The sequence below is a fragment of the Parafannyhessea umbonata genome, assembly GCF_012844235.1.
GTDB lineage: Bacteria > Actinomycetota > Coriobacteriia > Coriobacteriales > Atopobiaceae > Parafannyhessea.
Genome location: NZ_JABAGR010000002.1, coordinates 74,781 through 99,586 on the forward strand (window position 1 = coordinate 74,781; position 24,806 = coordinate 99,586).

Consider the following 24,806-nt stretch of genomic DNA (forward strand, 5'->3'; position numbering starts at 1 on the left):
GTTCTGTTTAGTGACGCACGGTAAGGCGGCATAGTGATAATACTTGGCATAGACCCAGGCCTTGCGCATACGGGGTGGGGCGTGGTCGAGACGCGCGGCTCCCTCTGTCGTGCCCGCGCCTATGGTTGCGTCACGACGAAGGCTTCCGAGCCCATCGACCAGCGGCTCGGAAGGATCTTCGACGACCTCACGGAGGTCATCGTTCGCTACCATCCCTCGCAGCTCTCGATAGAGAGGATCTTCTTCGGAGAGAACACGCGCTCCGCCATCGCCACGGCCCATGCGCGCGGCGCCGCGATTGTCGCGTGCTCGAACGCCGGGCTTGCCGTGGGAGAGTTCACGCCCATGCAGATCAAGCAGGCCGTCGTGGGCACCGGCTCTGCGGACAAGCGGCAGGTCATCTACATGGTGCGCAACATACTGGGCCTCGACCACGACCCGAAGCCGGACCATGCCGCGGACGCGCTCGCGGCGGCTATCTGCTACGCGAACCTCAAGCGCACGAGGAACATCGCGCGCGCCGTCGCGACGGACCAGCTGAGGGAGCAGGAGCGGGCCCAGCGCGAGGCCGACGCGGAGGCGGCACGTCAGATCACTGCGGCAGCGACTGCCGCGAACATAGCACGCGCTCAGGGCAAGGGCGACCCGCTCTTCTCCACGCGGGCGAGCAGGAGGAGCAGCAGATGATAGTAAGGCTAACGGGAACGCTCTTGGAGGTCCTGCCGACGCACGTCGTGCTGGACGTAAACGGCGTCGGATACGAGCTTGGCGTCTCGGCGAACACGGCGGCGTCGCTTCCTCCTGCGGGGGAGGCTGGCGTCACGCTTCTGACGAGGCTCATCGTGCGCGAGGACGCCATGGAGCTGTATGGCTTCTCGTCACGCGAGGAGCGGGCGCTCTTCGACCGGCTCGTCGCGATCTCGGGGGTCGGCCCGAAGCTCGCGCTGTCCGTGCTCTCGACGTTCAGGCCGCAGGAGCTCGCAACGGTCGTCGCCACGGAGGACGTCGGGCGCATGAGCCAGGTGTCAGGGGTCGGGAAGAAGAAGGCCCAGCGGCTGCTCGTGGAGCTCGAGGGCGTGTTCCAGAAGGACGCCGAGCTCAGGAGCCTCGTCGGCCTCTCGCAGCCATCGCACGGCGACGTCGTCGCGTCCGCCCCCGCGCTTCCGGTGCAGGCGGAGGCGACCGACGCGCTCCTCTCCATGGGCTTCACGTCGCAGGAGGTCGAGCTCGCGCTGCAGGGCCACGAGGAGGCGGGGGCGACGACCATACAGCAGGTGCTGTCGTACGCGCTCAAGCGGCTGGGAAGCGGGGCATAGGCCATGTGGGAAGCTGGTAGGGACGACCTGTTCGACGATGCGGGAACGGCGGGGATGCGGGGCATGCACGAGACGGGCCCCAGGTCCGTCACGGCGGAGCTCACTGCGGACGATCTCGACGTAGACCGCACGCTGAGGCCAAAGTCGCTCGACGACTACTGCGGCCAGGAACGCGTGAGGGAGAACCTCCGGGTCTTGATCCAGGCCGCGAAGGAGAGGAACGAGCCCCTTGACCACGTCATCTTTTCGGGACCGCCGGGCCTAGGCAAGACGACGCTCGCGGGCGTGGTGGCGAACGAGATGGGGGCGAAGCTCCACACGACGTCGGGTCCCGCGATCGAGAGGACCGGCGACCTTGCCGCAATCCTCACGAACCTCGAGGAGGGAGACATCCTCTTCGTGGACGAGATACACCGCCTTAACCACCAGGTGGAGGAGGTGCTCTATCCCGCGATGGAGGACTTCTTCCTGGACATCGTGATAGGCAAGGGGCCCGCCGCAAGGTCCATCAGGTTGGACGTGCCGCGCTTCACGCTCATCGGCGCGACCACGAGGACCGGTCTTCTCACCGGTCCGCTGCGCGACCGCTTTGGTATCAGCTACCGTCTCGACTACTACACGACGGAGGAGCTTGCGCGCATCGTCGTGAGGTCGGCGGGCATCCTCGGCGTGGACATAGATCAGCAGGGTGCGCTCGAGATCGCCTCGCGCTCTCGCGGCACGCCGCGCCTTGCGAACAGGCTCCTCAAGCGCGTTCGCGACTACGCGCAGGTGAAGGCCGAGGGAAGCATCACGTGGGACATCGCGGCCGAGGCGCTGAAGTTCTTCGAGATCGACGAGATGGGTCTCGACTGGATGGACGTGAAGATTCTTACGGCCCTCACGAAGACGTTCAGGGGCAGGCCCGTGGGGCTAACGACGGTCGCGAGCGCCGTGGGTGAGGATCCCGCGACGCTCGAGGACGTGTACGAGCCCTACCTGCTTCAGACCGGCCTCATCATCAGGACCCCACAAGGCAGGCAGGCCACACAGCTCGCGTTCGAGCACCTTGGGGTCGTTCCGCCTGCCACGAGGTAGGGCTTGCGGTTCTGGGCATATGCTACGCTCGTCGGTGACGAGACGGGCGAGGCCTTGCGGCGCTGGGTCGCTGCGGGACCACGGTTTGGAGGGTGGAATGCTGCAGCACGACTATCTTCTTGAGGTGATCAGTCGCTTTGTGGAGGCGGTGAGCGCGAGCCTGCGGGGAGTGCTCTGCGACGGCGACTTCGCCCGCGTCGGCGAGGTGGAGCGCGCCGTGGGGGAGCTGCTCGACCTGGACGCGCAGACGGCCATGGCGCTCTCGCCGCAGTCGCTCGTCACCATGATGACGCTGTCCGGCGTGGGGGAGTCCGTGGCGGCGTACGCCGCATACGCGCTGGACAAGGTCGCGCTCGCCTACGAGCGGCAGGGAGACGCCACCGAGGCGTCCCTTAGGCAGGCGCAGGCCTCGGCCATCGCGCGGGCGTTCCATGCGGACGGCTCTGTGCCAAAGGAGTTCGAGGAGCTCGAGTCGGAGCTGTCATAGTGTGAGAGAACGGTGTGGAAGTACGTCAGCCCGTGCTTTCATGCAGCTGCCTTTGGGTTTCGGGAAGCAATGATTCAATTTAGGGTCGAATTTCGTCCGTAAACGGTTTGTGGGAGAGGTAGCGTGGTCTTTGGGGTAATATATCCCTCGTGACGCGCCGTAGGGCGGGTTGCACAATGTATCGCGCGAAAGCGCAGCGTTCATGTTCCCTTGCGGAACAAGAAAGAAAGGCACGACATGGCTCAGGGTACTGTTAAATGGTTCAACGCCGACAAGGGCTACGGCTTCATCTCTCGCGAGGACGGCGACGACCTGTTCGTCCACTACTCCGAGATTCAGATGGACGGCTACAAGACTCTCGACGAGGGTCAGGCTGTCGAGTTCGATATCACCACTGGCCAGAACGGCAAGCTCCAGGCTTCCAACGTCCGTAAGCTCTAATCACGAATCTAGAAGAGCTGAATGGGGACCGCTTCGGCGGTCCCTTTTTTGATGTGCGGACCCTACGTCCGCCAAGGGCGAGGCCATGAGCTTGACCCGACGTGTACCATGGGTCTCGCACAACGACACGAGAGATGGAGGAAGCATGCCTGACGACAAGCTCAAGCAGGAGGTCGACGCCTACGTCGACGAGATATGGGAGGACGCGGTCGGGGACATCCGCACGCTGGTGAGGATTCGCTCCGTTCGAGACCCCAAGACGGCGGGCCCGGGCATGCCCTGGGGCAAGGGGAGCCACGATGCGCTTGTGGCGGCGCTCGGCATCGCACGGAGGCTGGGGCTGGACGCCCACGAGTGCGACGGCTACATAGGCTACGCCGACCTTCCGGGTGCGTCGGATCGCCAGATCGCGACCATCGCCCACACGGACGTCGTTCCCGAGGGTCTTGGATGGACGGTCGACCCGTTTGATGTGACGCGTCGCGAGGGCTATCTCATCGGCCGTGGCGTGCTGGACGACAAGGGCCCGTTCGTGCTTTCGCTCTATGCGGCCCACTTCTTCAAGCGCAAGGCGGAGGAGACCGGCAGCCCGCTGCCGTACACCCTGCGCTGCCTCGTGGGCAACGAGGAGGAATGCGAGATGGGCGACCTCAAGTGGTACCTCGCCCATTACGAGGAGCCCGCGTTCGCGTTCACGCCCGACGCCGACTTCCCGCTCATCTGCGGGGAGAAGGGCGTCTTCCACGGTCACTTCACGAGCGGGGTCATCGCGGGCGACACCCCGGGCAGCCGCATCGTGGAGCTTGACGCCGGAACGGTCGCCAACGCGATCCCCGGCCAGGCGACCGCACTCGTGCGCGTTGCCGCGGGCGAGCTTCCCTCGGCAGACGGAATCGACGTCGAGCCGGCGGGCGAGGGGCTCGCAAGAGTCGTCGCGCACGGCATCGGCGGCCACGCGTCCCTGCCGGCGGGAACCGTTAACGCCATAGGCGTGCTCGTGGATTACCTCCTGGACCACGACGTCTGCTCCGAGCGCGAGCGTGCGTTCCTCTCGTTCGAGCACCTGCTGTGCGCCGCGTCCACGGACGGATCCTCTGTGGGCATTGCGTCTGCGGACGAGAAGTTCGGCCCCCTTACCTGCATCGGGGGAACGGTGCGCACCGAGGGAGGCCGCTTCGTGCAGACGGTCGACTCGCGCTATCCCACCTCGACCATGGACGAAGAGATTGCCTGCGCGCTCGCGACGCTCGGCGAGGAGCATGGCCTTGCGTTCGACGTGGACGGCGTGAAGGTCCCGTTCTACATCGAGCCCACGTCGCCCGAGATCAGGACGCTGCTCGACACGTACCACGAGTACACGGGCAGGCCGGCGGAGGCGATGGTCATCGGCGGCGGCACGTACGCGCGCAACTTCAGCCGCGCCTGCGCCTTTGGCCCGAACGACCCGGAGGCGAAGCTGCCGGCGTGGGTCGGGCCGGAGCATGGTCCCGACGAGGGCATCGCGGAGGAGACGCTGCGGCGGGCGCTCAAGATCTACATCGTGTCCATCGCGCGCCTCATGAGGCTCGAGCTCTAGGCCGGGCGCGCCGCTCGCGTGCGGCACCTGGGCCCGGCGTCGCCGGCGCCCCTACAGCGCTATGTCGCGCCAGTCGTCCAGGAAGAGGTCCGCGACCGTGCGGACCTCTTCCACGTCCTGCGTCGGGTCGTTCGAGCGTACGCCGCACGTGAGCATGCCGGCGCCACGCGCGGACCGTATGCCTACGGCGAGGTCCTCGAACACGATGCAGTCCCCGGGCGCGGCGCCCAGGCGTCGCGCCGCCTCCAGGTAGATGTCCGGCTTGCTCTTTGGCACGGGCACGTCCTTGCCGTGGACCCTCGTCTCGAAGAGTGCGTCCATGTCGATGCCACGCATGGAGTCCAGCACGTCCGGGTCGTTCGTCGTCGCGAGCGCGACGGAAACGCCCCGCCCGCGCAGCGCGCGGATGTAGGCCTCGGCGCCGGGGCGCAGCTGGGCCTCGTCCCTGTAGAGCGCGCGTCCCATGGCGTTCCACTCGTCGCAGATGTCTTCAACGGACTCGCGCAGGCCAAAGCGCTCGATGGTGTAGCGCGCGCCGGCCTCGAAGCCCAGCACGGACAGCGTGCGCGCGTAGTCCGGCGGAACCTGGAGGCCGCGTGACCCCAAGAACGCCTCGTCCACCTTGCGCCACAGGGCCGCGGTATCGGATATCGTCCCGTCGAAGTCGAATATCGCGGCACCAAAGCGCGGCGGCCACAGCGCCGCGGGGGCCCTTCCCGCAAGCCACGGCGCCCTCTTGGCCCCCGGGTTCTCGGTCCTTCTCGACGCGTCGTGTTGGGATGGGTCCATGGGAGCCTCCGTCGCCTGGTGTATGGGTGGAGCGTGTGGGCGGTCCGCGTGCCGTGCGCGAGCGGGCGCGTGCGCGACCGCCGTGAGATATGCTAGTCTATCGTGCGTCCTATGCGGGTGCAAACGCCCGCCGAGCAGTTCGGTTCCTAAATCCTGCTCGCTAAACCTAAAACCAAAGGAGACAATCGCATGCTCAGGGACTTTCTCAGGGATTATCGGCTGCTGCTGCGCAACGTGCCCAGCACAAACGTCACGCTCTTCGTGCTGAGCGTCGTCCTCATGAACCTGCTGGCCAACAAGGAGCTCGTCTCGCTTCCGTACCTTGCGCTCGACTGCGGCATCACGCTCAGCTGGGTCTCGTTCCTCTGCATGGACATGATCACCAAACGCTTCGGGGCGAAGGCCTCCATCAAGATTTCCGTGTTCGCGCTCGCGTGCAACCTCGCGGTCGTCGCGCTGCTGTGGCTCGTCAGCCTCGCGCCCGGTCACTGGGGCGCGTACTACTCCTCCGGGCTCGCTCCCGTGGACGCGGGCCTCAACGCCACGTTCGGCGGCAGCTGGTACGTGGTCCTTGGCAGCTCGATATCCATGCTCCTCTCGTCCGTCACGAACTCCCTGCTCAACCAGTTCATCGGCGGCAAGTTCGCGAAGGACAGCTTTGGTACGTTCGCCGTGCGCTCCTACGCCTCCACCCTCGTGGGCCAGCTCGTAGACAACCTCACGTTCGCCGTCATCGTCAGCCACACGTTCTTCGGCTGGACGTGGGCGCAGGTGCTCGGCTGCTCCGTCACCGGCGCCCTCGTCGAGCTGCTGTGCGAGGTCGTGCTCAGCCCCATCGGGTTCCGCGTCGTGCGCCAGTGGGAGCGCGACGGCGTCGGCCAGGCGTACCTCGACGCGCAGGGCGAGAAGGACGCGGCCCCGGCGGCCGTGGCGGACGCCACCGTCGCGAGGGAGGCGTAGCCGTGGGCGCGCGGGACGGGCGGCAGCCCATGGACGTGCTCGTGACCGGTGCCTCCGGCGGCATCGGTCGCGCGGTCTCGGAGCTCTTCCTCGAGTGCGGGCACCGCGTGGACGGCCTCGACGTCGTGCCGGCGACGGTGGAGCACGCCCGCTATCGCCACCACATCGCGGACGTGCGCGACGCCGCGTCGCTTCCCGACCTGTCCCCGCAGGTCATCGTCACGTGCGCCGGCGTCCAGGACACCCCGGACGACATAGACGTCAACCTCAAGGGTGCGATCAACGTGTGCGAGCGCTACGCGTTTCAGAGCGTCTCGCGCCCGCGCGAGCGGGTGCGCTCCGTGGTGAACGTCGGGTCGTCGTCCGGTCATAACGGCTCGGAGTTCCCGCACTATGCCGCTAGCAAGGGCGGCATCATCGCGTACACCAAGAACCTGGCGCTGCGCCTGGCGCCGCAGGCCATCGCAAACAGCGTCGACCCCGGCGGCGTCCTCACGGATCTCAACCGTCCCGTGATGGACGACCCGGAGCTCTGGGGCAAGATCATGGCGCTCACGCCGCTGCGCCGCTGGGCCACCCCGCGCGAGATCGCGGAGTGGGTGTACTTCGTGGGCGTGACCAACCGCTTCATGACGGGGCAGAGCCTCCTCGTCGACGGGGGAGAGGCGGGCAACGCCCAGTTCGTGTGGCCGGACGTCGAGGTTGGGCACAAGCCGACCGAGTGATAGCGCCGGCCTCGTGCCCGTCGTTCCGCGCGCGCGTCCGCCCGCGCCGCCCGCGGAAGACGCGTCCGTGATTGTTGCCAGCCTGTTACACTGGGTGGGTATTGGATACGGCAACACATATATGCGGAGGTTTCCATGACGGACGAGGAGCTCAAGCAACGCGCGAGTGAGTTTGTCGAGAAGAACTGGGAGGACGTCGTCGCGGACATCGACTCCCTGGTGCGGATCAACTCGGTCGAGGACCTCGACCACGCCGAGCCCGGCAAGCCGTACGGCCCCGCGCCGTTCGAGGCGCTCGACACCGCCGTGAAGATCGCGGCGCGCCTGGGGCTCGACGCCCACAACTGCGACGGCCACATCGGCTACGCGGACGTCCCCGGCGCGTCCCCCAAGCAGATCGCGACCATCGGCCACACGGACATCGTCCCTGCCGGCACCGGCTGGACGTTCGAGCCGTTCAAGGTGACCCGCAAGGATGGCTACCTCATCGGCCGCGGCGTGCTCGACGACAAGGGCCCCACGACCCTCTCGCTCTACGCGGCGAAGTTCTTCGCGGACCTCGCGCGCGAGACGGGCGAGCGGCTTCCGTACACGCTGCGCTGCATCGTCGGCAACAACGAGGAGACCGAGATGGCCGACGTCGAGTGGTACCTCGACAACTTCGACCAGCCCGAGTTCCTGTTCTCACCGGACGCGGACTTTCCGCTCATCTACGGCGAGAAGGGCGGCTGGTCCGCGACCGTCACCTCCAAGCCCGTCTCGGACGTGATCGTGGACTTCCAGGGTGGCACCGTCGGCAACGCCGTCGCTGGCGAGGCCACGGCCGTCGTGCGTGCGGACGCGTCCAAGCTCCAGTCCGCCGACCGCATAGACGTCGAGAGCGCGGGGGAGGGGCTGGCGCGCCTCACGGCCCACGGCATCGGCGCCCACGCGTCCACGCCACAGGGCTCGATCAACGCCATCGGTCTTCTCGTCGACTACCTGCTGCAGAACGACCTGTGCTCCGCGGGCGAGAAGGACTTCCTCCAGTTCGAGAGGCTGGTCTTTGGCTCCACGGACGGCTCTACTTTGGGCATCGCGTGCCAGGACGAGTACTTCGACCCCCTGACGTGCATCGGCGGCACCATCGCCACCAAGGACGGCCGCTTCGAGCAGACGCTCGACAGCCGCTACCCCACGAACATCACCGGCGAGGAGATTACGCGTCGCGTGGGGGCGCTCGCGGCCGAGCACGGCTGCACCATACATGTAGACCTCGACATGGTGCCGTTCCTCACCGACCCGGACACGCCTGCCATGCAGACGCTCGTGAGGACGTACAACGAGTACACGGGCCGCGACGCGAAGGGCTTCTGCATCGGCGGCGGCACGTACGCGCGCCACTTCAAGGCCGGAGGCTCCTTCGGCCCGAACGACCCGGCGTTCCCCATGCCCGACTGGGTGGGCGCCGAGCACTCCGCGGACGAGGGCTTCAGCGAGGAGCAGCTCAAGCGCGCGCTGCAGATCTACATCGTGTCCATCGCGCGCCTCATGAGGCTCGAGTTCTAGGGGGCTCCCGCCTTCGGGCGATCCTTGCTCTGGGCACAACCGCGCCCCGGGCACCGTGCCAGACCGTGGCGCGCGTGTCCGGGGCGCTTTCCATTCGCGCTCTGCGTGGGTCCGTAAACCGGCGCGCGGCGCTACTGGTCGGGAACGCCCTCCATGGAGTCCAGCACCTGCAGTATCACGTCGTCCGGGTCGAACGCGGCGAGCACGCTCACGAAGTTTCGCGCCACGGGGTAGACCTCCGCGTCCATTGACGCGCGCGTGCACTCCAGGAACGTCTTCGACACCTCGTCCGTCGGCGCGACGGGCACGCCGTGGTAGCCAAGCGTCGCCTCGACCTCCTGCTGCGACATGGGGCTCAGGGCAAGCCCGCCCCTCTCGCCCTGGGACTGCGCGGCAATGCCCGTCACCTCCATCACCACGACGGGCGTGATGGAGGGCATGAAGCTCATGGCGCTCTGGTAGCACGCCTGCGCGGCGAGCGTGTTGCCGCGGGCCATCTGGAACGACGCCATGCGATAGTAGCCGAGCCCTATGGCCTCGGGGTCGTGCGCGCCCCTCAGGAACTCCGTCAGGGTCGCCATGGCCTCGTCCGTGCGGCCCGCCTCCTCCAGGCAGCGCACCAGCTGCAGGTTCGCGTGCTTGTCCAGCGGCGCCATCTGGCGCAGCCGGCGCGCGTGGGCAAGCGCGGCGTGCGTCTGCCTCAGGGCGAGGCTCGCGACGGAGAGGTAGAAGTGCGCCGCAAAGTACGCGTCCGGCACCAGCAGAAGCGCTCGCCCGTCGTCCGCGTGCTGGCGGTTGTACAGCGTGCGGTCCACGTAGCTCGCGAAGTAGCGCCACACCACGCCGCCCCCGTCCGAGAAGAGCCCGGCTGCGTCCACGGGGCTTACCACGGGCTCTAGCACGTCCTTCGCCCCGGCGGCATCGTGCCTGGTGAGACAGTCCTTCGCGCGCTCGCACGCCCTGTCCAGCGCGTCGCCGCGCACGAACTCCTCGCCGATGTCCGTGGGGTCCGTACCCACGGTGCCGTCAATCATGCCCCTCACCAGGCGCTCCGCCGCGGAGCGCACCGTGGGGTCCGGGTCGTTGCCGGCAAGCTCCATCACCATGCGCACGTTGCGCTGCGTCGCGTCGCGCTCCTCCGGTGGGCACAGGTTCAGCATGATGTCGCCCGCGATGAGGCTGCGCTTGTCCGCCTCCTCGATCGCAAGGCCGCTCACGCTTGGGGCGCCCAGGGCGCGCGCGAGCCGCTTGGGAAGGCGACGGCTGGAAAGGCCGACGGGCATGTGGCGCCACGTGGGGCTGAAGCGGGGGTCGGAAAGGTCCACGGTCTGTTCCACGGGACGGAGGATGTCATTCTCGACGCGCATGTTGGGAACGAACGGCCTCATGGTGCGCGGGAGGTCGTCCACGTGGTTCAGGTCAAGCCGACCGAAGCGCCACCGGTCGAAGTCGACGCACAGGTAGCAGCGGTGCGCGTGGGCGTCGTCCACCGTGCCTATGACCCAGGCGTGGCGGATCTTCCGCGAGGCGCGAAACGCCGTCGCCGCAAGCAGTATGGCCACGCGCTGGGCGTAGGCGGACGCCGCCTTGCGACGCATCTCGCGCGAGCTCTGCACCACGCCGAGCCCCGCGACGAACACGGATGAGGGAAACACGCGCTCCGGCGTCAGGTCCACGTGGAAGCCAACGTTGCCGTCGGCCACGTTCACGCGAAAGTGCTGCTCAAGGCGGTATGGCAGCTGCATGTCCTCGATGGCGGCGGCGATCTTGCGCCGCACGGCCCACTCGCCGTCCGGGTCCTCGCCCTCCTCGGACTCCAGCGGCACGTCCAGCCCCGGCGACTGCGCGCACACCGACGTGGCGAGCCCCTGCGTCAGCTTGTAGCAGTCGGCCTCCGTAACGTCGTGCGGGTCGTCGAAGTACGTGCACGCGTAGCGCATCGCGTTCAGCGCCGCCTCGATCTTCAGCACGCGCAGCCGTGCCAGGTACGAGAGCTCGCGCTGCTCAACGCGCACAAACAGCATCTGCGAGTGCGGCGAGCGCACCACGGACATGCGCGGCAGCTCCGTGTCGGTCGAGAAGAGCCCCGCCTCCACCAGCATCCGCGCCACGAAGCGCTCAACGGGGGAGGGCGAGAGAATCGCGGCGTCCGGGGTCGCGGCACCGCCGGAGTCGCGCGTCGCGGGCACCAGCGGCGCGTCTCCGGGGAGACGGGCCGCGTCAAGCTCGCGTGCGGCGTCCTCGCCGTCGGTCTGGGCCATGCGGGTGCGGATGTCTCCCACCAGCAGTTTGAGCTCGGCAAGCGGGTCCGGGCTCTGCACGATGCGCTCGCTCACGGCGTCGTAGTCCAGCTGCGAGCGGGCGATGGCGGGCTCGTTGCCCGCGGCGGCGTCCGTGGTGGAGGCTTCCTCTGCCTGCGCGGCCTCTGCCGGTGCGGCGACGTCGTCGCGCTCGGCGGCGGGAGCGTGCGCCGGCCGTGCGCCCGCGGGCGCGGTCACGGCAAGCTCGGCCGTGGCCGCGCCGGGCTGCGGCTGCGCAGGCCCCTGGTGCGACGGGGCGGCCGCGGCGTCAGGCGCCCCGTCCTTCTCGCCCGGCGCCGCGTGGGCGCCTTGGGCTGCCGCATGCGGGGGAGTCGCCGCCTGCGCCTGGCCGCTGCGTGCCTGCCGGTCCTGTGCCGCAGACCTGGTGAACGCCAGGATCGTGCTTGCGCCAAGGGCCGCGACGCCCGCGGTGAGCGCCCAGCCAACGCTGTCCAGCGCGACGGACTGGTAGCAGCCAAGCGCCGCCACCAGGGCGAGCGCCCCTGCGCCCGGAAGGAGTATGTGCCGCGACGAGAATCTGTCGTGTGTCATGCCGTGAACCACCTAAGTGCCATGGGTTAGGGGGCGAAGCGCCGCCCCCATAAGTGTCTTTCGTTTCTCATACCCAATCGCACGGCCGTCTACCAGTGCGTTACCAGTCTCTAACAGCCCTCTATCTGCTTGATCTCGCACTCGTTGCCCCGCAGGAGCACCGTCTGGTCGCTTCCGCAGTGCGGGCACGTGCGACCGTAGCGCACCGTTTCGTACGTGTGGCCGCACGCGTTGCATACGGTGACGGCCTTGATCTGCTCGACCTGCAGCGTGGAGTCGCGCAGCAGGTCGCTCTTCTGCTGCGCCCACTTCCAGCAGTCCACGAAGTAGTCCTCCAGTATGCCGGAGACCTCGCCCAGACACATGGTGACGGAGCTGATGCGCGAAAGCTCGTTCTCGCGGGCAACGTCCTCGATCGTGTCCATCGCCGCGAACACCACTCCCAGCTCGTGCATGCGCTAGGCCTTCCAGTCGCGGACGGCGTCGCGCAGCCAGTCCAGCCACTCGTCCATGCCCTCGCCGGTTTTCGCGGAGAGGTAGATGATCTTGGCATTCGGGTTGCGCAGGTGCACGTTCTGCTCGAGCTTCTGCTTGTCGAAGTCGAAGTACGGCAGCGTGTCCACCTTGCTGATGAGCACGAGGTCGCTCACCTCGAACATGAGGGGGTACTTCAGCGGCTTGTCGTCGCCCTCGGGGACCGAGAGAATCATGACCTTCTTGCCGGCGCCCGTGTCGAACTCCGCGGGGCAGATGAGGTTGCCCACGTTCTCGATCACGACGAGGTCCTGGTCCTGGTAGCCCAGCTGGTTGAGCCCTTGCTCCGTCATGGCCGCGTCGAGGTGGCACATGCCGCCGGTGTGCAGCTGGATCGCCTTCGCCCCGGCCTCCTGCACGGTGTAGGCGTCCACGTCAGAGTCGACGTCCGCCTCCATCACGCCAATGTTCATCTCGTCCGCGAGGGCGCGCAGCGTGGCGGAGAGGAGCGTGGTCTTTCCGGCTCCCGGCGAGCTCATGAGGTTGATCATGAGCGTGCCCGCGTCGTGCATGCGCGCGCGGAGCGCCTCGGCCTCGCGGTCGTTGTTCGCGAACACGCTCTCCTTGACTTCGATTACCTTGATCGGGTCGGTCATCTTTTCCTCCTATCGTTTTCGTCCATGATACAGGAGGCGGGTGCGCGCGGGGGCGCGATGCGAGGGCCTGGGCCACAGTTTCGCATTGCCGTTTCGCAGTGTGCAGAGCCCGCGACGGAATGCGCGCGATACATACCCGGCTCCAGCTCGCAAGACGCCGCAAACTCACCCCTGGTGTGTTACCCGCATGGCTGCGCCCCGCGACGCAATGGGGTCCCTGGCCGTGGGCAGGCGGAGCGCCGACGTGGCGGAAGGCCGATCCCGGCGTCGGGCAAAATAGTTTCATGTATAAGAGTTTGAGTTAAATCAAGGTGCCGCACATGCGCGGCTCCTCCATATGGGCACATGCATAAAGGCCATTTACCTGTACGTTTGACGCGCTTGGAAAAGCGTGAAACACACTTGAAACATTATCAGAAACCATGTAAAACGTAATTTGAAGGGCACGTTGGCGCGTGCGGAACGATTCAATCGAACGGAGGGGTCTATGGGTGCCTTCTCGATGCAGACGGTTCTGTTCATCATCTACACCATGCTCGGCTTCGTGGCGGCTCTTGCCGCAATAATGGTCGTCACCGGAATCATCAGGTTCTTGGTGCGAAAAGCCCTGGGGAGGATCGAGCCCGACCCCAACGCGACGACGTACCCCACCGAGGTTCCGCGCGTGGCGTAGCAATGTCTGGCAGGTAGCGCTCATACAGGCGTCATACAAGAGGGTCCGCAACCAACCGGCTGCGGACCCTTTGCTTTCGCACCCATGAGGCCCTGCACAGACGCTATGCGTCTCCCAGCTCCGTCGGCCACGTGACGCCCTTCGGCATCTTCGCGTCGCCGGTCTGGATGGACTTCGGGATGGTGCTGTCCGATGCCATGAGCTCGTCAATCGTGACGAGGGTGTAGCCCGCGCTCTGGAGCGACTCGATGATCTTCGGCAGGGCCTCCACGTCCTGGTCGCGGTTGCCGCCGCCGTCGTGCATTAGGATGATGGAGCCGGACTTGACGTTCGCCAGGCTGTTCTTCACGATCGCGTCCACGCCGGGGCGCGCCCAGTCGCGCGAGTCCTGCGTCCACGTGACCGAGACGGAGGGGATGCCGCCGGCCGCGAGCCACGTCCTCTCGGTAAACGCGCCGTACGGCGGGCGGAAGACCGTCGTGTCTACGCCCGTCGCGTCGTTTATTGCCTTGAACGCGGTGTTGAACTCCGTCCTCAGCTCGTCGGAACCCAGCTTCGTCAGCTGCTTGTGCGATTGCGTGTGGCTTGCAATCTGGCTGCCTTGGTCCACGATCGCCTTCGCGAGCTGTGGGAACTCCTGCACCTGCCTCCCAAGGCAGAAGAACGTCGCCTTCGCGTTGTGCTTCCTCAGGATGTCAAGGTACTGCTGGGTGTACTTGTCGCTCGGTCCGTCGTCAAACGTGAGCGCCACGAGCTTCTTGTCGCCCTCGGGAATGGGCGTGCGCAGGTAGACCTCCGTGTCAACGGTCTTCGACTTCACGATTTCCGCCACCTGCTTCGACTTCTTGCCGGTGAGGCGCTCGACCCTGCCGGGCGTGCCCCAGTCCCTCACGTAGGCGATCGGGCCGTAGCCGCCCTTCATCACCAGCTTCGGGGCTTCGGTCTCGACCTTCTTCGTGTGCGGCTCCATCACGTCCCTGCCCGCAGAGAGTGTGATCTTGTCGTTCGCCCTCACGCGGTACTCCTGGGCCGCCTTGCCCGTGAGGGTCCTCTTTCCCACCGTGGCGTCAAACGGCTCGCCGCCGCCCGCCTTCAGGACGTCGCCCCTCACGCTCACGTAGTTTCCGGGCTTCGTGTGGATGGACTGGTCGCGAATCGCCTCCGCAAGCGTGCTGTCTATGCGCACGTCGTAGCTCTTCTCGTTGATGGTCACGCTCACCGTGCGGTTCGTCCACAGGTGCCAGGCGCCGCCTCCCAGCACAAGGATGAGCGCCAGGGCGAGAAACGCCGGCGTCTTGCTCGAGGCCGCCCTGTCAGAGCGGCTCTCGGCCGACCCGCGGCGCGCGTCCGCGGCGCCCCCGACCTTCGATGTCGTTGGGATGTAGTACACGTCGCGCCGCTCCTGACCGCGAGCCTTGCGTCGCCCCGCCTCGCCTGCGCGGGAAGACCCCGCGCGCCCCGAGGCGCGCCGCGCGCCCTGCGGCCGGGCGCTTCTCCGCCCCTTGGGGGCGTCCTTTCCCTGCGCGGGGCTCTTACGTACGTGCTCGGCCCGCTGGGGGCCGTGGGAGTCAGTCTGTGCCATGGTCACGCGTCCAATTCTTCTGCGTTTCGCTTCCAAAGCCGAACAAGCATAGCATGCCTGCGCGACGCGGGACGCATTCACAAAGTCGGCTGAAACTTGCACACCATATAGGCGTCCTTTGCGTTTGCCAAGTTACATGCGCCCTAAAGAACAATACGAACGAGTGACGCGCACCTGACGCGCGCCGCCTTGGAACGCAAGGCAAAAATGTGGGCCCAAATGGTGCGCCAGCACAAGAAAGACGGGCGCGGCGCCAGGCCGTGCCCGTCCAAAAAAGCCATCTGCCGTCGCGGCGTGCCCGCCGCAGACAGCGCTACCGCAGCCTGCGAACGAAGAGGCCGCTGCGGAGCTTTGGCTCGAACCACGTCGACTTCGGCGGCATCAGCAGCCCGGCGTCGGATACGGCCATGAGCTCGTCCACGGACGTGGGGAAGAGCGAGAACGCGACGCCGTCCGCGCCGGCAAGGCGCTCCAGCGCCTGCGGGCCCTCGATGCCGCCCACAAAGCGGATGCGACCGTCCTGGCGCGGGTCCTCGATCCCAAGGATCGGCCCCAGCACGCGGTCCTGCAGGATGGACACGTCGAGCGTCGCCACGGGGTCGTCCGCCGGAAGCGACGCGACCGCCTCGGGCGAGAAGCGCATGGCATGCCACGCGCCGCCCACAAAGAGGCCAAAGCCATGGCGGGCGGAGGGCTCGGCGGGGGAGTCCTGGGCGGGGCCGACCTCGAAGCCGGCGACCCCTATGCGCTCGACGAGCTGTGCCGGCGCAAGGCCGGCCGTGTCCGTCACCACGCGGTTGTACGCCATGACCTTCAGCTGGCTCGCGGGGAACATGACCGCGAGGAAGGAGTCGTATGGCGCCGGGGACGCCTCGGCGCCGGGCGCCGCGCCCTTCTCGCCCGCGCGGCCCGCCTTGCGGGCTGCCTCCTGGCGCATCTCCTGGCACACCCGCACGGCGGAGGCGGCGCGGTGGTGGCCGTCGGCGATGTAGGCGCACGGCACGGTGGCGAACGTCGCCGTCATGGCCTCGACGGCCGCCGGCCGCGCCACGCGCCACACGGTCTGGTGCACGCCCTCCTCGTCCGTGAAGTCGTACAGGGGCTCGGCCGTGGACGCAAGGCCCACCAGCGTGTCCATCGCGAAGTTGTCGCGGTACGCCAAAAAGATCGGGCCCGTCTGGGCGCCGGTCGCGCGGATGTGCTCCACGCGGTCCTGCTCCTTGTCGCGGCGCGTGTTCTCGTGGCGCCGGATCGTGCCGTCAAGGTACTCGTCCACGGAGGCTGCGCACACCACGCCCGTCTGGGCGCGGCCGTCCTGCTCGAGGCGGTACACGTAGTAGCACGGCGTCTCGTCGCGCAGCAGCGTGCCGTCCGTCGCGGCGCGGCGCAGCAGCTCCGCGGCCTTCGCGTATACGTCCGGGGCGTACATGTCGTGGTCGGACGAGAAGGACGTCTCCGGCCGGTCGATGGCCAGAAACGAGCCCGGGTGCCTCTGCACGTAGGAGGCCGCCTGCGCGCGGTCGAACACGTCGTACGGCAGCGACGCGAACGTCGCCGCCTTGTCCGGGGCCGGACGGTAACAGCGTATGGGCTCGACGCGCATGCGGTCTCCTTCCACGTGGGGCCTGCCGTCGCCAGCGCGGGGTGCTAGCGGGTGATTGCCGGGACGATCTGCCTGATGCGATAGACGCCGGGGATGGCGCGGAGCTTCTGCATCGTGGCGGCGTCCACCGGCTGGTCGGTGTCGATAAGAGTATAGGCGCTGCCGTCCTGCGCCTCGTTCGACATGCGCTGGATGTTCGCGTTCGACTGCGCCAGCGCGCCGGAGATCTGGCCGATCATGTTCGGCACGTTGTCGTGCAGCGCGGCGATGCGGCCGCCGGTGTGGCACGGGCCCATGTCGCAGTCCGGGTAGTTGACGGAGTTCCTGATGATGCCCTGCTCCAGGTAGTCCTTCATCTGGCTCACGGCCATGCTGGCGCAGTTGGCCTCGGCCTCGGCGGTGCACGCGCCCATGTGCGGCGTGATGAGGGTGTTCGGCATCTTCGTGGTCATGGGCGTCGCGAAGTCGCACACGAAGCGCCCGAGCTTGCCGGAGCGCAGCGCCGCGTCCACCGCGGGCTCGTCCACGATGTCGGCGCGCGCGTAGTTGATGAGCATGGCGCCGTCGCTCATGAGCGAAATCATCTCGGCGCCCATCATGTGGCGCGTGTCGTCCTTCGACGGGACGTGCAGCGTGACGTAGTCGGCGTTGCGGCAGAGCTCCGCCATCGAGTCGACGCGCTTCACGTTGCGGTTGAGCTGCCACGCGTGCTCGACGGAGAGGTACGGGTCGTAGCCGTACACGTCGAGCCCCAGCGCCTCCAGGGCGTTCGCGACCTTCGAGCCCACGGCGCCCAGGCCCACGACGCCGACCTTGCGGCCAATGGCCTCGCGTCCGACGAAGGCCTTCTTGTTCTTCTCGGCGTCCTTCACGATTTGCGGGTCGTCCGCGTTGCTCTGGACCCACCGCATGCCGTCGAGCGTGCCCCTGGAGTTGACCAGGATCATGCCCACGACCAGCTCCTTCACGGCGTTCGAGTTGCCGCCCGGCGTGTTGAACACCACGATGCCCTGCCTTGCGCAGCGCTCGATGGGGATGTTGTTGTAGCCGGCGCCGGAGCGCGAGACGCAGCGGACGTTCGGGCCAAAGTCGAGGTCGCGGATGTCAGAGGCGCGTATCAGGATGGCGTCCGCCTGGTTCACGTCGTCGGTCTTCTGGTAGCCGTCGCCCAGCTCCGCGACGCCGTCTCGGGTGATCTGCTTCGCGATGTTGTCGAATATCTTTACGTAGCGCATCGGGTCTCCTTCGTGCCCCGTGGGGCCTGTCTCGTGCGCGGCCCCACGGGGCCGCGTCGGGTCTTGTCTGTGGTGCATGCCGGCGGCGCCGGCATCGTCGGAGTCGTTAGCGCGCGTCAGTGCGGCAGTCCGCGGCGTGCGTGCGCTCGAAGTCCTGCATGTAGTCCAGAAGCGCGTCCACGGCCTTCGCCGGGACGGCGTTGTAGCAGCTCGCTCGCATGCCGCCCAGGATGCGGTGGCCCTTGACGCCCACGATGTTGCGCTCTGCGGCGCCCGCCACGAACTCCGCGTCGAGCTCCTTCGTGGGGCAGCGGAACGTCACGTTCGCGATGGAGCGCGAGTCCGGCCTCGCGATGGGCGAGAAGAGCGAGCTTCCGTCGATGTAGCCGTAGAGGCGGTTGACCTTCTCCCAGTTTCTGGCCTCCATGGCGGCAAGGCCGCCCGTGTTCTCGATCCAGTGGAACACCTTCCCGCACATGTAGATGCCCCACGCGTTCGGTGTGTTGTACAGCGAGTCCTTGCTGGCCTGCAGCCGGTAGCCCATGTACGTCGGCACGATGCCGCCAAGCGCCGGGCCGTCGCCGATCAGGTCGTCGCGGCAGATCACGACGGTGTTGCCCGCGGGACCGGCGTTCTTCTGCACGCCGGCGTAGATGAGCCCGTAGCGCTCCACGGGCACGGGGCACGAGAGGAACATGCTCGAGACGTCCGCCACGACGGGCACGTCGCCGGTGTCGGGCAGCTCGCGCGTCATCGTGCCGTACACGGTCTCGTTCTGGCAGAGGTAGACGTAGTCCAGCGACTGGTCGACCGCGCCCTCCAGGCGTGGCGTGCGGTCGAAGCCCGTGGGCTCGCTCGTTGCGAGCACGTCCGCCTGGCCGTACTTGCACGCCTCCTGCCAGGCCTTCTTCGACCAGTTGCCCGCCACCAGGTATCCTGCGTGACGGCCGCGCATGAGGTTCATGGGCACGCACGCAAACTGCAGCGTCGCGCCGCCCTGCATGAACATGACGCGGTAGCCGTCCGGGATCCCCATCAGGCGCCTGAGCGTCTGCTCCGCGTCGTCCAGGATCGACTGGAAGGTGGAAGATCGATGGCTCATCTCCATGACGGACATGCCGCAGCCCCCGTAGTCGAGCATCTCTGCGGCGGCCTCCTTCAGGACCACCTCGGGCAGAGCCGAGGGTCCCGCGGAAAAGTTAAACGCGCGTGCCATCCAAACCTCCCTGTCGAAACGGCTTCGCACCCGCCCCATGCGGGCACATTGTTAGACACACTAACGTACCCGTGTTTCAGACGTGGAAACTAACGCTCTAGCCACATGGCACATGGGCCCGCCCCGCGCGGGTGCGCCCCGTCCGCGCTATGCTGGTGGGCGCACGGAAGGCGGGCGCACGGGGCGCCCTGCGGGTTGGGGGTCAGATGGGCGAGAAGAGCGGGCGTGCGGCTTCGGGTATCTGCGCAACGGAGGCGACGCCTCGGCTGAGACACGCGGACCCCGCATCCCGCGGCGTCGTCGTGTTCGACTTCGACGGCACGATCGCGGACACGCTTCCCTCGATCGTGGCCGTGGCGCGCCACGTCCTGGGCGCATGGGGGCTTCCCCCAGAGCGGCTCGCGGACTGCCCCAAGCTCGTGGGCCCACCGTTCCCGCAGGCATTCAGCATGGTGTTCGGGCTTTCCGAGGCGGACGCGCGCGAGGTGACGCGTCGCTACCGCGAACGGTACGGTGCGCTGGGTCCCGAGGCGTGGCCGGCGTTTCCCGGCATGGGCGCGCTGCTGGACGAGCTCAGGGCGTCCGGCAGGCGGCTTGCGGTGGCGAGCTCCAAGAGGACGGCGCTCCTGCGCCGCGCGCTTTCGGACGAGGGGCTGCTCGGGCGCTTCGACGTCGTGCGCGGCAAGGAATCCGACGCGCAGCAGAGCAAGGCGGCGACGCTGGCCGCGGTGCTCGACGACCTCGGCGCCGCCTCGGCCGACGCCGTCATGGTGGGCGACCGCCACTTCGACGTGGACGCCGCGCTTGCGTGCGGCGTGCCTTGCGTGGGCGTGACGTACGGCGGGACCGCGCCGCTCGGGGAGCTCGAGGAGGCCGGCGCCTGCGTCGTGGTGGGAAGCGTCGAGGAGCTTGGACGCGCCCTTCTCGGCCGCTGACGTGCCAGGACGTACCCACGGGGCCCGCGCACCCGCCCGAGCCGCCCTGCCGCTCGCGGATGCGGTGCGTCTAGCGCCCGCGGCTTGGGGGTACAAGCATGAGCATGGTCCGCGCGCCGCGCGGCAAACTGTATGCCGTCCCAAGGAGAGGGGTCAACATGGCTGGTTTCGACGATCTGGGCGATGGCGTCCGCAAGCTGTTCCTGGTGGGTGTCGGCGCGGTGGCGACCGGCGCCGAGAAGTCCACGGAGATCGTGAGCAAGCTCGTCGAGAAGGGCGAGCTCACCGTGGCCCAGGGCAAGGCCGTGAACGAGGAGCTCAAGCACACCATCAAGAACGCCGCCGGCGACACTTCCGAGGCGGTCCTGCGCGCGAAGCTGAAGACCATGACGCCGGAGGAGCGCGCCGCCTGGGTGAAGAGCGCCCAGAAGATTGCCGACGACCTCGATGCCGAGCCCGTTGAGGTTGAGGTCGAGGATGCCGACGACGCCGAGAAGGACAAGCCCGCGGAGTAGGGAAGAGCCACTTTCTTGGCAGAGGACAAAAGGCCAGTCCCCGGCAATTCCTCGGGCGACTTCGATATAAACGAGCTGGACGACGTCGAGTACCTTGGCAAGTGGTACGAGAGCGTCTCGAAGACGAACACCCGTGATGCGGGAACGATAGGTATCCTGGGTGGGCGGAGCATGGACGCTGGACCATATAGGATCACGCGCGCGAAGAAGGCCGCCCGCCTGCGCGAGATTCTCAGGATCGCGAGCCACTACGACGTCCTCCACGGGCTTACGCCCGTCACGTTGCGCAAGCTTCTGGAGGAGCTTGGCCCCACCTTCGTGAAGGCGGGGCAGATTCTCTCGATGCGATCGGAGATTCTGCCGCAGAGCTTCTGCGACGAGCTTACGAAGCTACGCACCGATGTCGAGCCGATGGACCGCGAGGAGGTGCTCTCCACCCTCAGGGCGGAGTACGACACCCCCATCGAGGAGCTGTTCGACGCGATAGACGACGTTCCGCTCGGCTCCGCCTCCGTGGCGCAGGTGCACAAGGCGCGTCTCGTGACGGGGGAGACGGTGGCGGTGAAGGTCCAGCGCCCCCACGTGAAGGAGATCATGGCGCAGGACATCTCCATCATGCGCTCGCTCGCGAAGAGAAGCGCCATCGTCATGGGGGACGAGCAGGTGCTCGACCTGCAGTCCGTGGTGGACGAGCTGTGGCAGTCCTTCCGGGAGGAGACGGACTTCCTCGTCGAGGCGAGGAGCCTGGAGGAGTTCCGGCGCAACAACGCGGGATGCAAGTTCATCGACTGCCCGAAGCCATATCCGCGGCTCTGCACGGAGCACGTCGTGGTGATGGACTACGTCGAGGGCATACCCATCGACAAGACGGCGCGCCTGAAGGCCGAGGGCTACGACCTCTCGGAGATCGGCGCGAAGCTCGTCGACAACTACACGAGCCAGATGCTGGACGACGGCTTCTTCCATGCGGACCCACATCCCGGCAATCTGGTGGTTAAGGACGGCAAGATCGTCTACCTCGACCTTGGCATCATGGGGAGGCTGTCCGCCCATGACAGGGCCGCCATGACGGACATGGTGAACGCCGTCGCCCTGCGAGACTCCGTCGGGCTCAAGAACGGCCTGCTGCGCTTCTCGGTCTCCGACACCTCCGAGGTCGACCACCCCGGCCTGCTTGCCGACCTTGACTCGATCTTGGACAACTACGGCGAGGCGGACCTCTCGGACCTCGACATCGGCGCCTTCCTCAACTCGCTTATTTCGATGGCACGCAAGAACGGCATCGAGCTTCCGGGCACCGTCACGATGCTCGCGAGGTCGCTCGTCACGCTCGAGGGCGTCGTGGACGAGTTCCTTCCGGGAACGTCCATGATCGACATCGTACGCGCCCACGTGAAGTCCCACGCCGACCCCGTCGACGTCTCCAAGAGAGAGCTCAAGCGCCTGACGCGCGAGTCCATAGCTGCGACGCATGGCCTGCTTGGCGCGGCTTCGCAGGTGTCCACGGCAATGAACATGCTCACGCGTGGGCAGCTGCGCATGAACCTTGGGCTCGACGGATACCAGGACCCCATCGGCGACATGGCGCGCGCGGCGGATCGTCTGACGCTCGGCATCATCATCGCCGGCCTGTTCATCGGGTCGTCGGTCGTGTATTACGCGCGCATCAAGCCCGTGGTCTTCGGCATTCCCGTGATCGGGTTCTTCGGCTACGTTCTCGCGCTTGCGCTCGGACTGTGGATTGTGCACCAAGTCGTCAAGGAGAACAGGCACCGCAGGTAGAAGGCCGTGGCGCCCCACGAAGAGCTGCTATTCGATTCCGTTGACTGCGAGCTCTACGACCTTGTAGGCTCCGTCATACACTCCTATGGCATTTGCCTGCTCGATACGGTCGCACATGAACGAGATAAGGTCCCTGTCCGATTGGAGCGAGTCTATCATCGAAAGGACCTCGTCCGTATCATCCATCTCGTATGTTCCGTCTCCGATTTCTGCGGCGCGAATCGCACCCCAGGCCTCGTGACCACCGACGCGATGAATCATCAGCTTTGGCACCGGATAGAACGAGAACTCGCTCGGCTTCGTCACCAGAATGTCTGAGCAACGCATGAGGACGTTTGAACTGTAGACGGCCGAGAATATGTCCGTGTCGCAGAATGCGTGGATTCCGGAGACGTCTCCGTCGAGTGCTTGGCTCGCGAACGAGCTTACCTCCGAGAAGTCGTCGAAGTGGGTCTGGGCGAGCTCGGAGAGTCCATGGACAGATTCCACGAGGCCGTCCCAGACGTCGCTGTGGTCTCCAACGTTCACGAAGAGCGTCGCCTCACTGCGTCTGACGTATGGGATGAGATGCTCGATTATCGAGGCGAAGAGATCCTGCTGCGCACCCGCGCCTCCCACGGAGATGAGGTACCGAACCGCGCCGTCACCCAGCACGCGTTTCCTGCGCGCCGCGCAGTCACGTCCGATGTTGCTTACGAGCTCATGGTCGACGTAGTGTCCCGTGTAGACAAGAGAGCCCTTTGGCATTGGCTTCAGCTGACGTGACGGATCCATGCCGCGTAACTGGTGGTACCCGAGGTAGGCGCTTGGTGTCTGAACGGTGTGAATCGACCCTTCCGCGAGGTGGAGCGCCATAGGCCAGTTGTCTGGTATGGCGTTTACGACGTGGGTGAGACCGGCATGGACCGCCGCCTGGGACGGCCAAACATGCGTGCCGATGTAGGGGACGTCTTGCGGGAGGTCCCGAAAAAGGGGAACGCACAGCTCGGCGTTCTTCTGGTCTCCAGAATTATAGGAGAGCTTCCTGAAGCCCTCGCTGTTCAGCGGCTCCCAGAACAGCTTGTCGAAGACGCCCACCCTCTGGGAAAGGCGCGAGCCCATGGAGTAGAGGCCGTTCTGGTACTCGATGGCCTTCGATCCCGTGCTCTCCTTGAACGAGGCGAGGTCGAGCCAATAGGGCGTATAGCCCATCGCGTGGGCAGCGGAGGCCATGGCCATCGAGATGCGATAGTGACCGAACCCCATTCGGATGTTACCTACCACGACAGGGCTTCCGCCGGCAGCCGCGACCGTCCTCTCGGTCTTCTGGGGCAGCGGCTGTGCCGCCGCGTCCGCGCGGATGTCCAAGGCGTCAGATCCATCTGCGAGCACGAGGTTCCTGACTCCCAATGTCTCACTGATCACGGGCACGTCCGCACCCTTTAGGTGGTACACGGCTTTGGAGTCATCCCCAAACTTCCTGAGGAACTTCTCTTTCGAGCGGACCGCCTTCCTGTACGTGGCCTCGTCTTGGACGTTTCCGAAGGCACTTCTCGCCCTGTCAGTTCCGGTCGTCATCGATTCCTCCTTGACGGTGCGGTCAACGGCTGATAGTCTGACTATCAATGTGATAGACAGACTATCACTTGCTTAAAGGGGGAGTCAAGCATGGCGTCCGAGGGGACGGAAGAGAACTTGTTGGCGGCTGGACAGCAAGGCGTCAGGGCCAGGCCGGAGACGATGCGCGACGAGTGGGTCGTGGAGTGCGCGGCCCAGCTCTTCCTCGAGGGTGGCCTCTCAAGCGTGAAGATGACGGACATCGCGGATGCGTCTGGGGTTGGCGTTGCGACCCTATACAGGCGCTTCAAGTCAAAGACACGGCTCTCGGTGGAGGCTGCCACTCTTCTCTGGAAGAGGTTCAACGAGCGCATATCCGAGCTCGTAGAATCGGACGATTTCCTTACCATGAACGGGGCCGACCGCCTCGAGACGCTGCTCAGGGAGTACGGGGCGCACTATGTGGCTAATCGGGAGTTTGTGAGCTTCCTGGACGAATTCGACCACCTCGTTCTTTCCGAGGGGGTCGAAGGCGGTGAGCTAGAGAGCTACGGTCGCGAGGTCGATTCGTTTTACATCATATTCGACGATGCGTATAAGCTGGGCGTCTCGGATGGCTCGGTGCTGATCCTGCCTGACTTTGCGACGTTCTACAAGAGCGTCGCGCATGCCCTCGTCAGCGTTGCGGAGAAGATGGCCCGCGGGGAGGTCATCCCCTCTGATGACTTCTCCGACGGTATGGAGGAGCTTGACTGCATTGTCGACATGGCCGTGAAGTACGTGAGGAAGTAGGCTGGCGGATTCAGGCGCCCGTGCGATGGGCTTGTC

At 66.5% G+C, this 24,806-nt stretch carries 23 protein-coding genes; 14 read left to right on the plus strand and 9 right to left on the minus strand.

What is annotated here, in order from left to right; all coding sequences use genetic code 11:
• The first annotated feature begins 33 nt into the window (after positions 1-33).
• From ruvC to HF885_RS02210, 6 genes are all read left to right on the plus strand, one after another.
• The gene (gene ruvC / locus HF885_RS02185; RefSeq protein ID WP_170103343.1) at positions 34-687 is read left to right on the plus strand and encodes a crossover junction endodeoxyribonuclease RuvC; all 654 of its coding nucleotides are present in this window, start codon (positions 34-36) and stop codon (positions 685-687) included.
• Entirely contained in the window at positions 684-1,316 is a 633-nt protein-coding gene (gene ruvA / locus HF885_RS02190; protein ID WP_170103344.1) for a Holliday junction branch migration protein RuvA, read from the plus strand. Before ruvC ends, ruvA begins: the two co-directional genes overlap by 4 nt.
• A gap of 3 nt (positions 1,317-1,319) precedes the next feature.
• A complete protein-coding gene (gene ruvB / locus HF885_RS02195; protein ID WP_170103345.1) occupies positions 1,320-2,393 on the plus strand; it encodes a Holliday junction branch migration DNA helicase RuvB in 1,074 nt (357 codons plus the stop codon).
• 97 nt (positions 2,394-2,490) lie between these two features.
• Entirely contained in the window at positions 2,491-2,880 is a 390-nt protein-coding gene (locus HF885_RS02200) for a hypothetical protein (protein ID WP_170103346.1), read from the plus strand.
• Between the two features lie 237 nt (positions 2,881-3,117).
• Positions 3,118-3,321 (plus strand): cold-shock protein, encoded by a 204-nt coding sequence (locus HF885_RS02205; RefSeq protein ID WP_090844437.1) that lies wholly within the window; start codon positions 3,118-3,120, stop codon positions 3,319-3,321.
• Between the two features lie 145 nt (positions 3,322-3,466).
• On the plus strand, positions 3,467-4,897 hold the full coding sequence (locus HF885_RS02210) for a Sapep family Mn(2+)-dependent dipeptidase (RefSeq protein ID WP_170103347.1): 1,431 nt from the start codon (positions 3,467-3,469) through the stop codon (positions 4,895-4,897).
• Positions 4,898-4,948: 51 nt separating this feature from the next.
• Here the strand turns inward: HF885_RS02210 and HF885_RS02215 are convergent, their stop codons facing one another.
• A complete protein-coding gene (locus HF885_RS02215) occupies positions 4,949-5,686 on the minus strand; it encodes an HAD family hydrolase (RefSeq protein WP_170103348.1) in 738 nt (245 codons plus the stop codon).
• A gap of 189 nt (positions 5,687-5,875) precedes the next feature.
• On the opposite strand from HF885_RS02215, the gene HF885_RS02220 reads away from it, so the two are divergent.
• The 3 genes from HF885_RS02220 to HF885_RS02230 all read left to right on the plus strand — a co-directional run bounded on the left by HF885_RS02220 (position 5,876) and on the right by HF885_RS02230 (position 8,919).
• Positions 5,876-6,646, plus strand: coding sequence for a VUT family protein (locus HF885_RS02220; RefSeq protein WP_170103349.1), 771 nt, complete (start codon positions 5,876-5,878; stop codon positions 6,644-6,646).
• A 2-nt stretch (positions 6,647-6,648) separates the two neighbouring features.
• Entirely contained in the window at positions 6,649-7,371 is a 723-nt protein-coding gene (locus tag HF885_RS02225; protein ID WP_328804310.1) for an SDR family oxidoreductase, read from the plus strand.
• A 135-nt stretch (positions 7,372-7,506) separates the two neighbouring features.
• On the plus strand, positions 7,507-8,919 hold the full coding sequence (locus HF885_RS02230; protein WP_170103350.1) for a Sapep family Mn(2+)-dependent dipeptidase: 1,413 nt from the start codon (positions 7,507-7,509) through the stop codon (positions 8,917-8,919).
• Positions 8,920-9,050: 131 nt separating this feature from the next.
• Here HF885_RS02230 and HF885_RS02235 read toward each other — a convergent pair whose 3' ends face one another.
• The 3 genes from HF885_RS02235 to hypB form a co-directional block, all read right to left on the minus strand.
• Positions 9,051-11,771: a tetratricopeptide repeat protein gene (locus HF885_RS02235; RefSeq protein ID WP_170103351.1), complete on the minus strand. Its 2,721-nt coding sequence runs from the start codon at positions 11,769-11,771 to the stop codon at positions 9,051-9,053.
• 110 nt (positions 11,772-11,881) lie between these two features.
• Positions 11,882-12,226: a hydrogenase maturation nickel metallochaperone HypA gene (locus HF885_RS02240; protein WP_170103352.1), complete on the minus strand. Its 345-nt coding sequence runs from the start codon at positions 12,224-12,226 to the stop codon at positions 11,882-11,884.
• A 3-nt stretch (positions 12,227-12,229) separates the two neighbouring features.
• Positions 12,230-12,901, minus strand: coding sequence for a hydrogenase nickel incorporation protein HypB (hypB, locus tag HF885_RS02245; RefSeq protein ID WP_170103353.1), 672 nt, complete (start codon positions 12,899-12,901; stop codon positions 12,230-12,232).
• Positions 12,902-13,388: 487 nt separating this feature from the next.
• On the opposite strand from hypB, the gene HF885_RS02250 reads away from it, so the two are divergent.
• Positions 13,389-13,574 (plus strand): hypothetical protein, encoded by a 186-nt coding sequence (locus tag HF885_RS02250; protein ID WP_090844409.1) that lies wholly within the window; start codon positions 13,389-13,391, stop codon positions 13,572-13,574.
• 103 nt (positions 13,575-13,677) lie between these two features.
• Here the strand turns inward: HF885_RS02250 and HF885_RS02255 are convergent, their stop codons facing one another.
• The 4 genes from HF885_RS02255 to serC form a co-directional block, all read right to left on the minus strand.
• On the minus strand, positions 13,678-15,156 hold the full coding sequence (locus tag HF885_RS02255) for a polysaccharide deacetylase family protein (RefSeq protein WP_170103354.1): 1,479 nt from the start codon (positions 15,154-15,156) through the stop codon (positions 13,678-13,680).
• A 313-nt stretch (positions 15,157-15,469) separates the two neighbouring features.
• Positions 15,470-16,759, minus strand: coding sequence for a DUF1015 domain-containing protein (locus tag HF885_RS02260; RefSeq protein ID WP_170103587.1), 1,290 nt, complete (start codon positions 16,757-16,759; stop codon positions 15,470-15,472).
• A 44-nt stretch (positions 16,760-16,803) separates the two neighbouring features.
• Positions 16,804-17,994: a phosphoglycerate dehydrogenase gene (locus tag HF885_RS02265; protein ID WP_170103355.1), complete on the minus strand. Its 1,191-nt coding sequence runs from the start codon at positions 17,992-17,994 to the stop codon at positions 16,804-16,806.
• Positions 17,995-18,100: 106 nt separating this feature from the next.
• Positions 18,101-19,210, minus strand: a complete 1,110-nt coding sequence (serC, locus tag HF885_RS02270; RefSeq protein ID WP_170103356.1) for a 3-phosphoserine/phosphohydroxythreonine transaminase — start codon at positions 19,208-19,210, stop codon at positions 18,101-18,103.
• Between the two features lie 206 nt (positions 19,211-19,416).
• Between serC and HF885_RS02275 the strand changes: the two genes are divergently transcribed.
• The 3 genes from HF885_RS02275 (at position 19,417) to HF885_RS02285 (ending at position 22,442) form a co-directional block, all read left to right on the plus strand.
• Complete coding sequence (locus HF885_RS02275; RefSeq protein ID WP_170103357.1) at positions 19,417-20,145, plus strand: HAD family hydrolase; 729 nt, start codon at positions 19,417-19,419, stop codon at positions 20,143-20,145.
• 158 nt (positions 20,146-20,303) lie between these two features.
• On the plus strand, positions 20,304-20,660 hold the full coding sequence (locus HF885_RS02280) for a hypothetical protein (RefSeq protein WP_170103358.1): 357 nt from the start codon (positions 20,304-20,306) through the stop codon (positions 20,658-20,660).
• 15 nt (positions 20,661-20,675) lie between these two features.
• Positions 20,676-22,442, plus strand: coding sequence for an ABC1 kinase family protein (locus tag HF885_RS02285; RefSeq protein WP_235927257.1), 1,767 nt, complete (start codon positions 20,676-20,678; stop codon positions 22,440-22,442).
• Positions 22,443-22,469: 27 nt separating this feature from the next.
• Here HF885_RS02285 and HF885_RS02290 read toward each other — a convergent pair whose 3' ends face one another.
• Positions 22,470-23,999 carry a DUF6937 domain-containing protein gene (locus HF885_RS02290; RefSeq protein WP_170103359.1) on the minus strand — a complete coding sequence of 510 codons (1,530 nt, stop codon included), beginning with the start codon at positions 23,997-23,999 and terminating at the stop codon, positions 22,470-22,472.
• A 90-nt stretch (positions 24,000-24,089) separates the two neighbouring features.
• Here HF885_RS02290 and HF885_RS02295 point away from each other — a divergent pair, with 90 nt between their 5' ends.
• A complete protein-coding gene (locus HF885_RS02295) occupies positions 24,090-24,770 on the plus strand; it encodes a TetR/AcrR family transcriptional regulator (RefSeq protein WP_170103360.1) in 681 nt (226 codons plus the stop codon).
• Positions 24,771-24,806 lie beyond the last annotated feature (36 nt).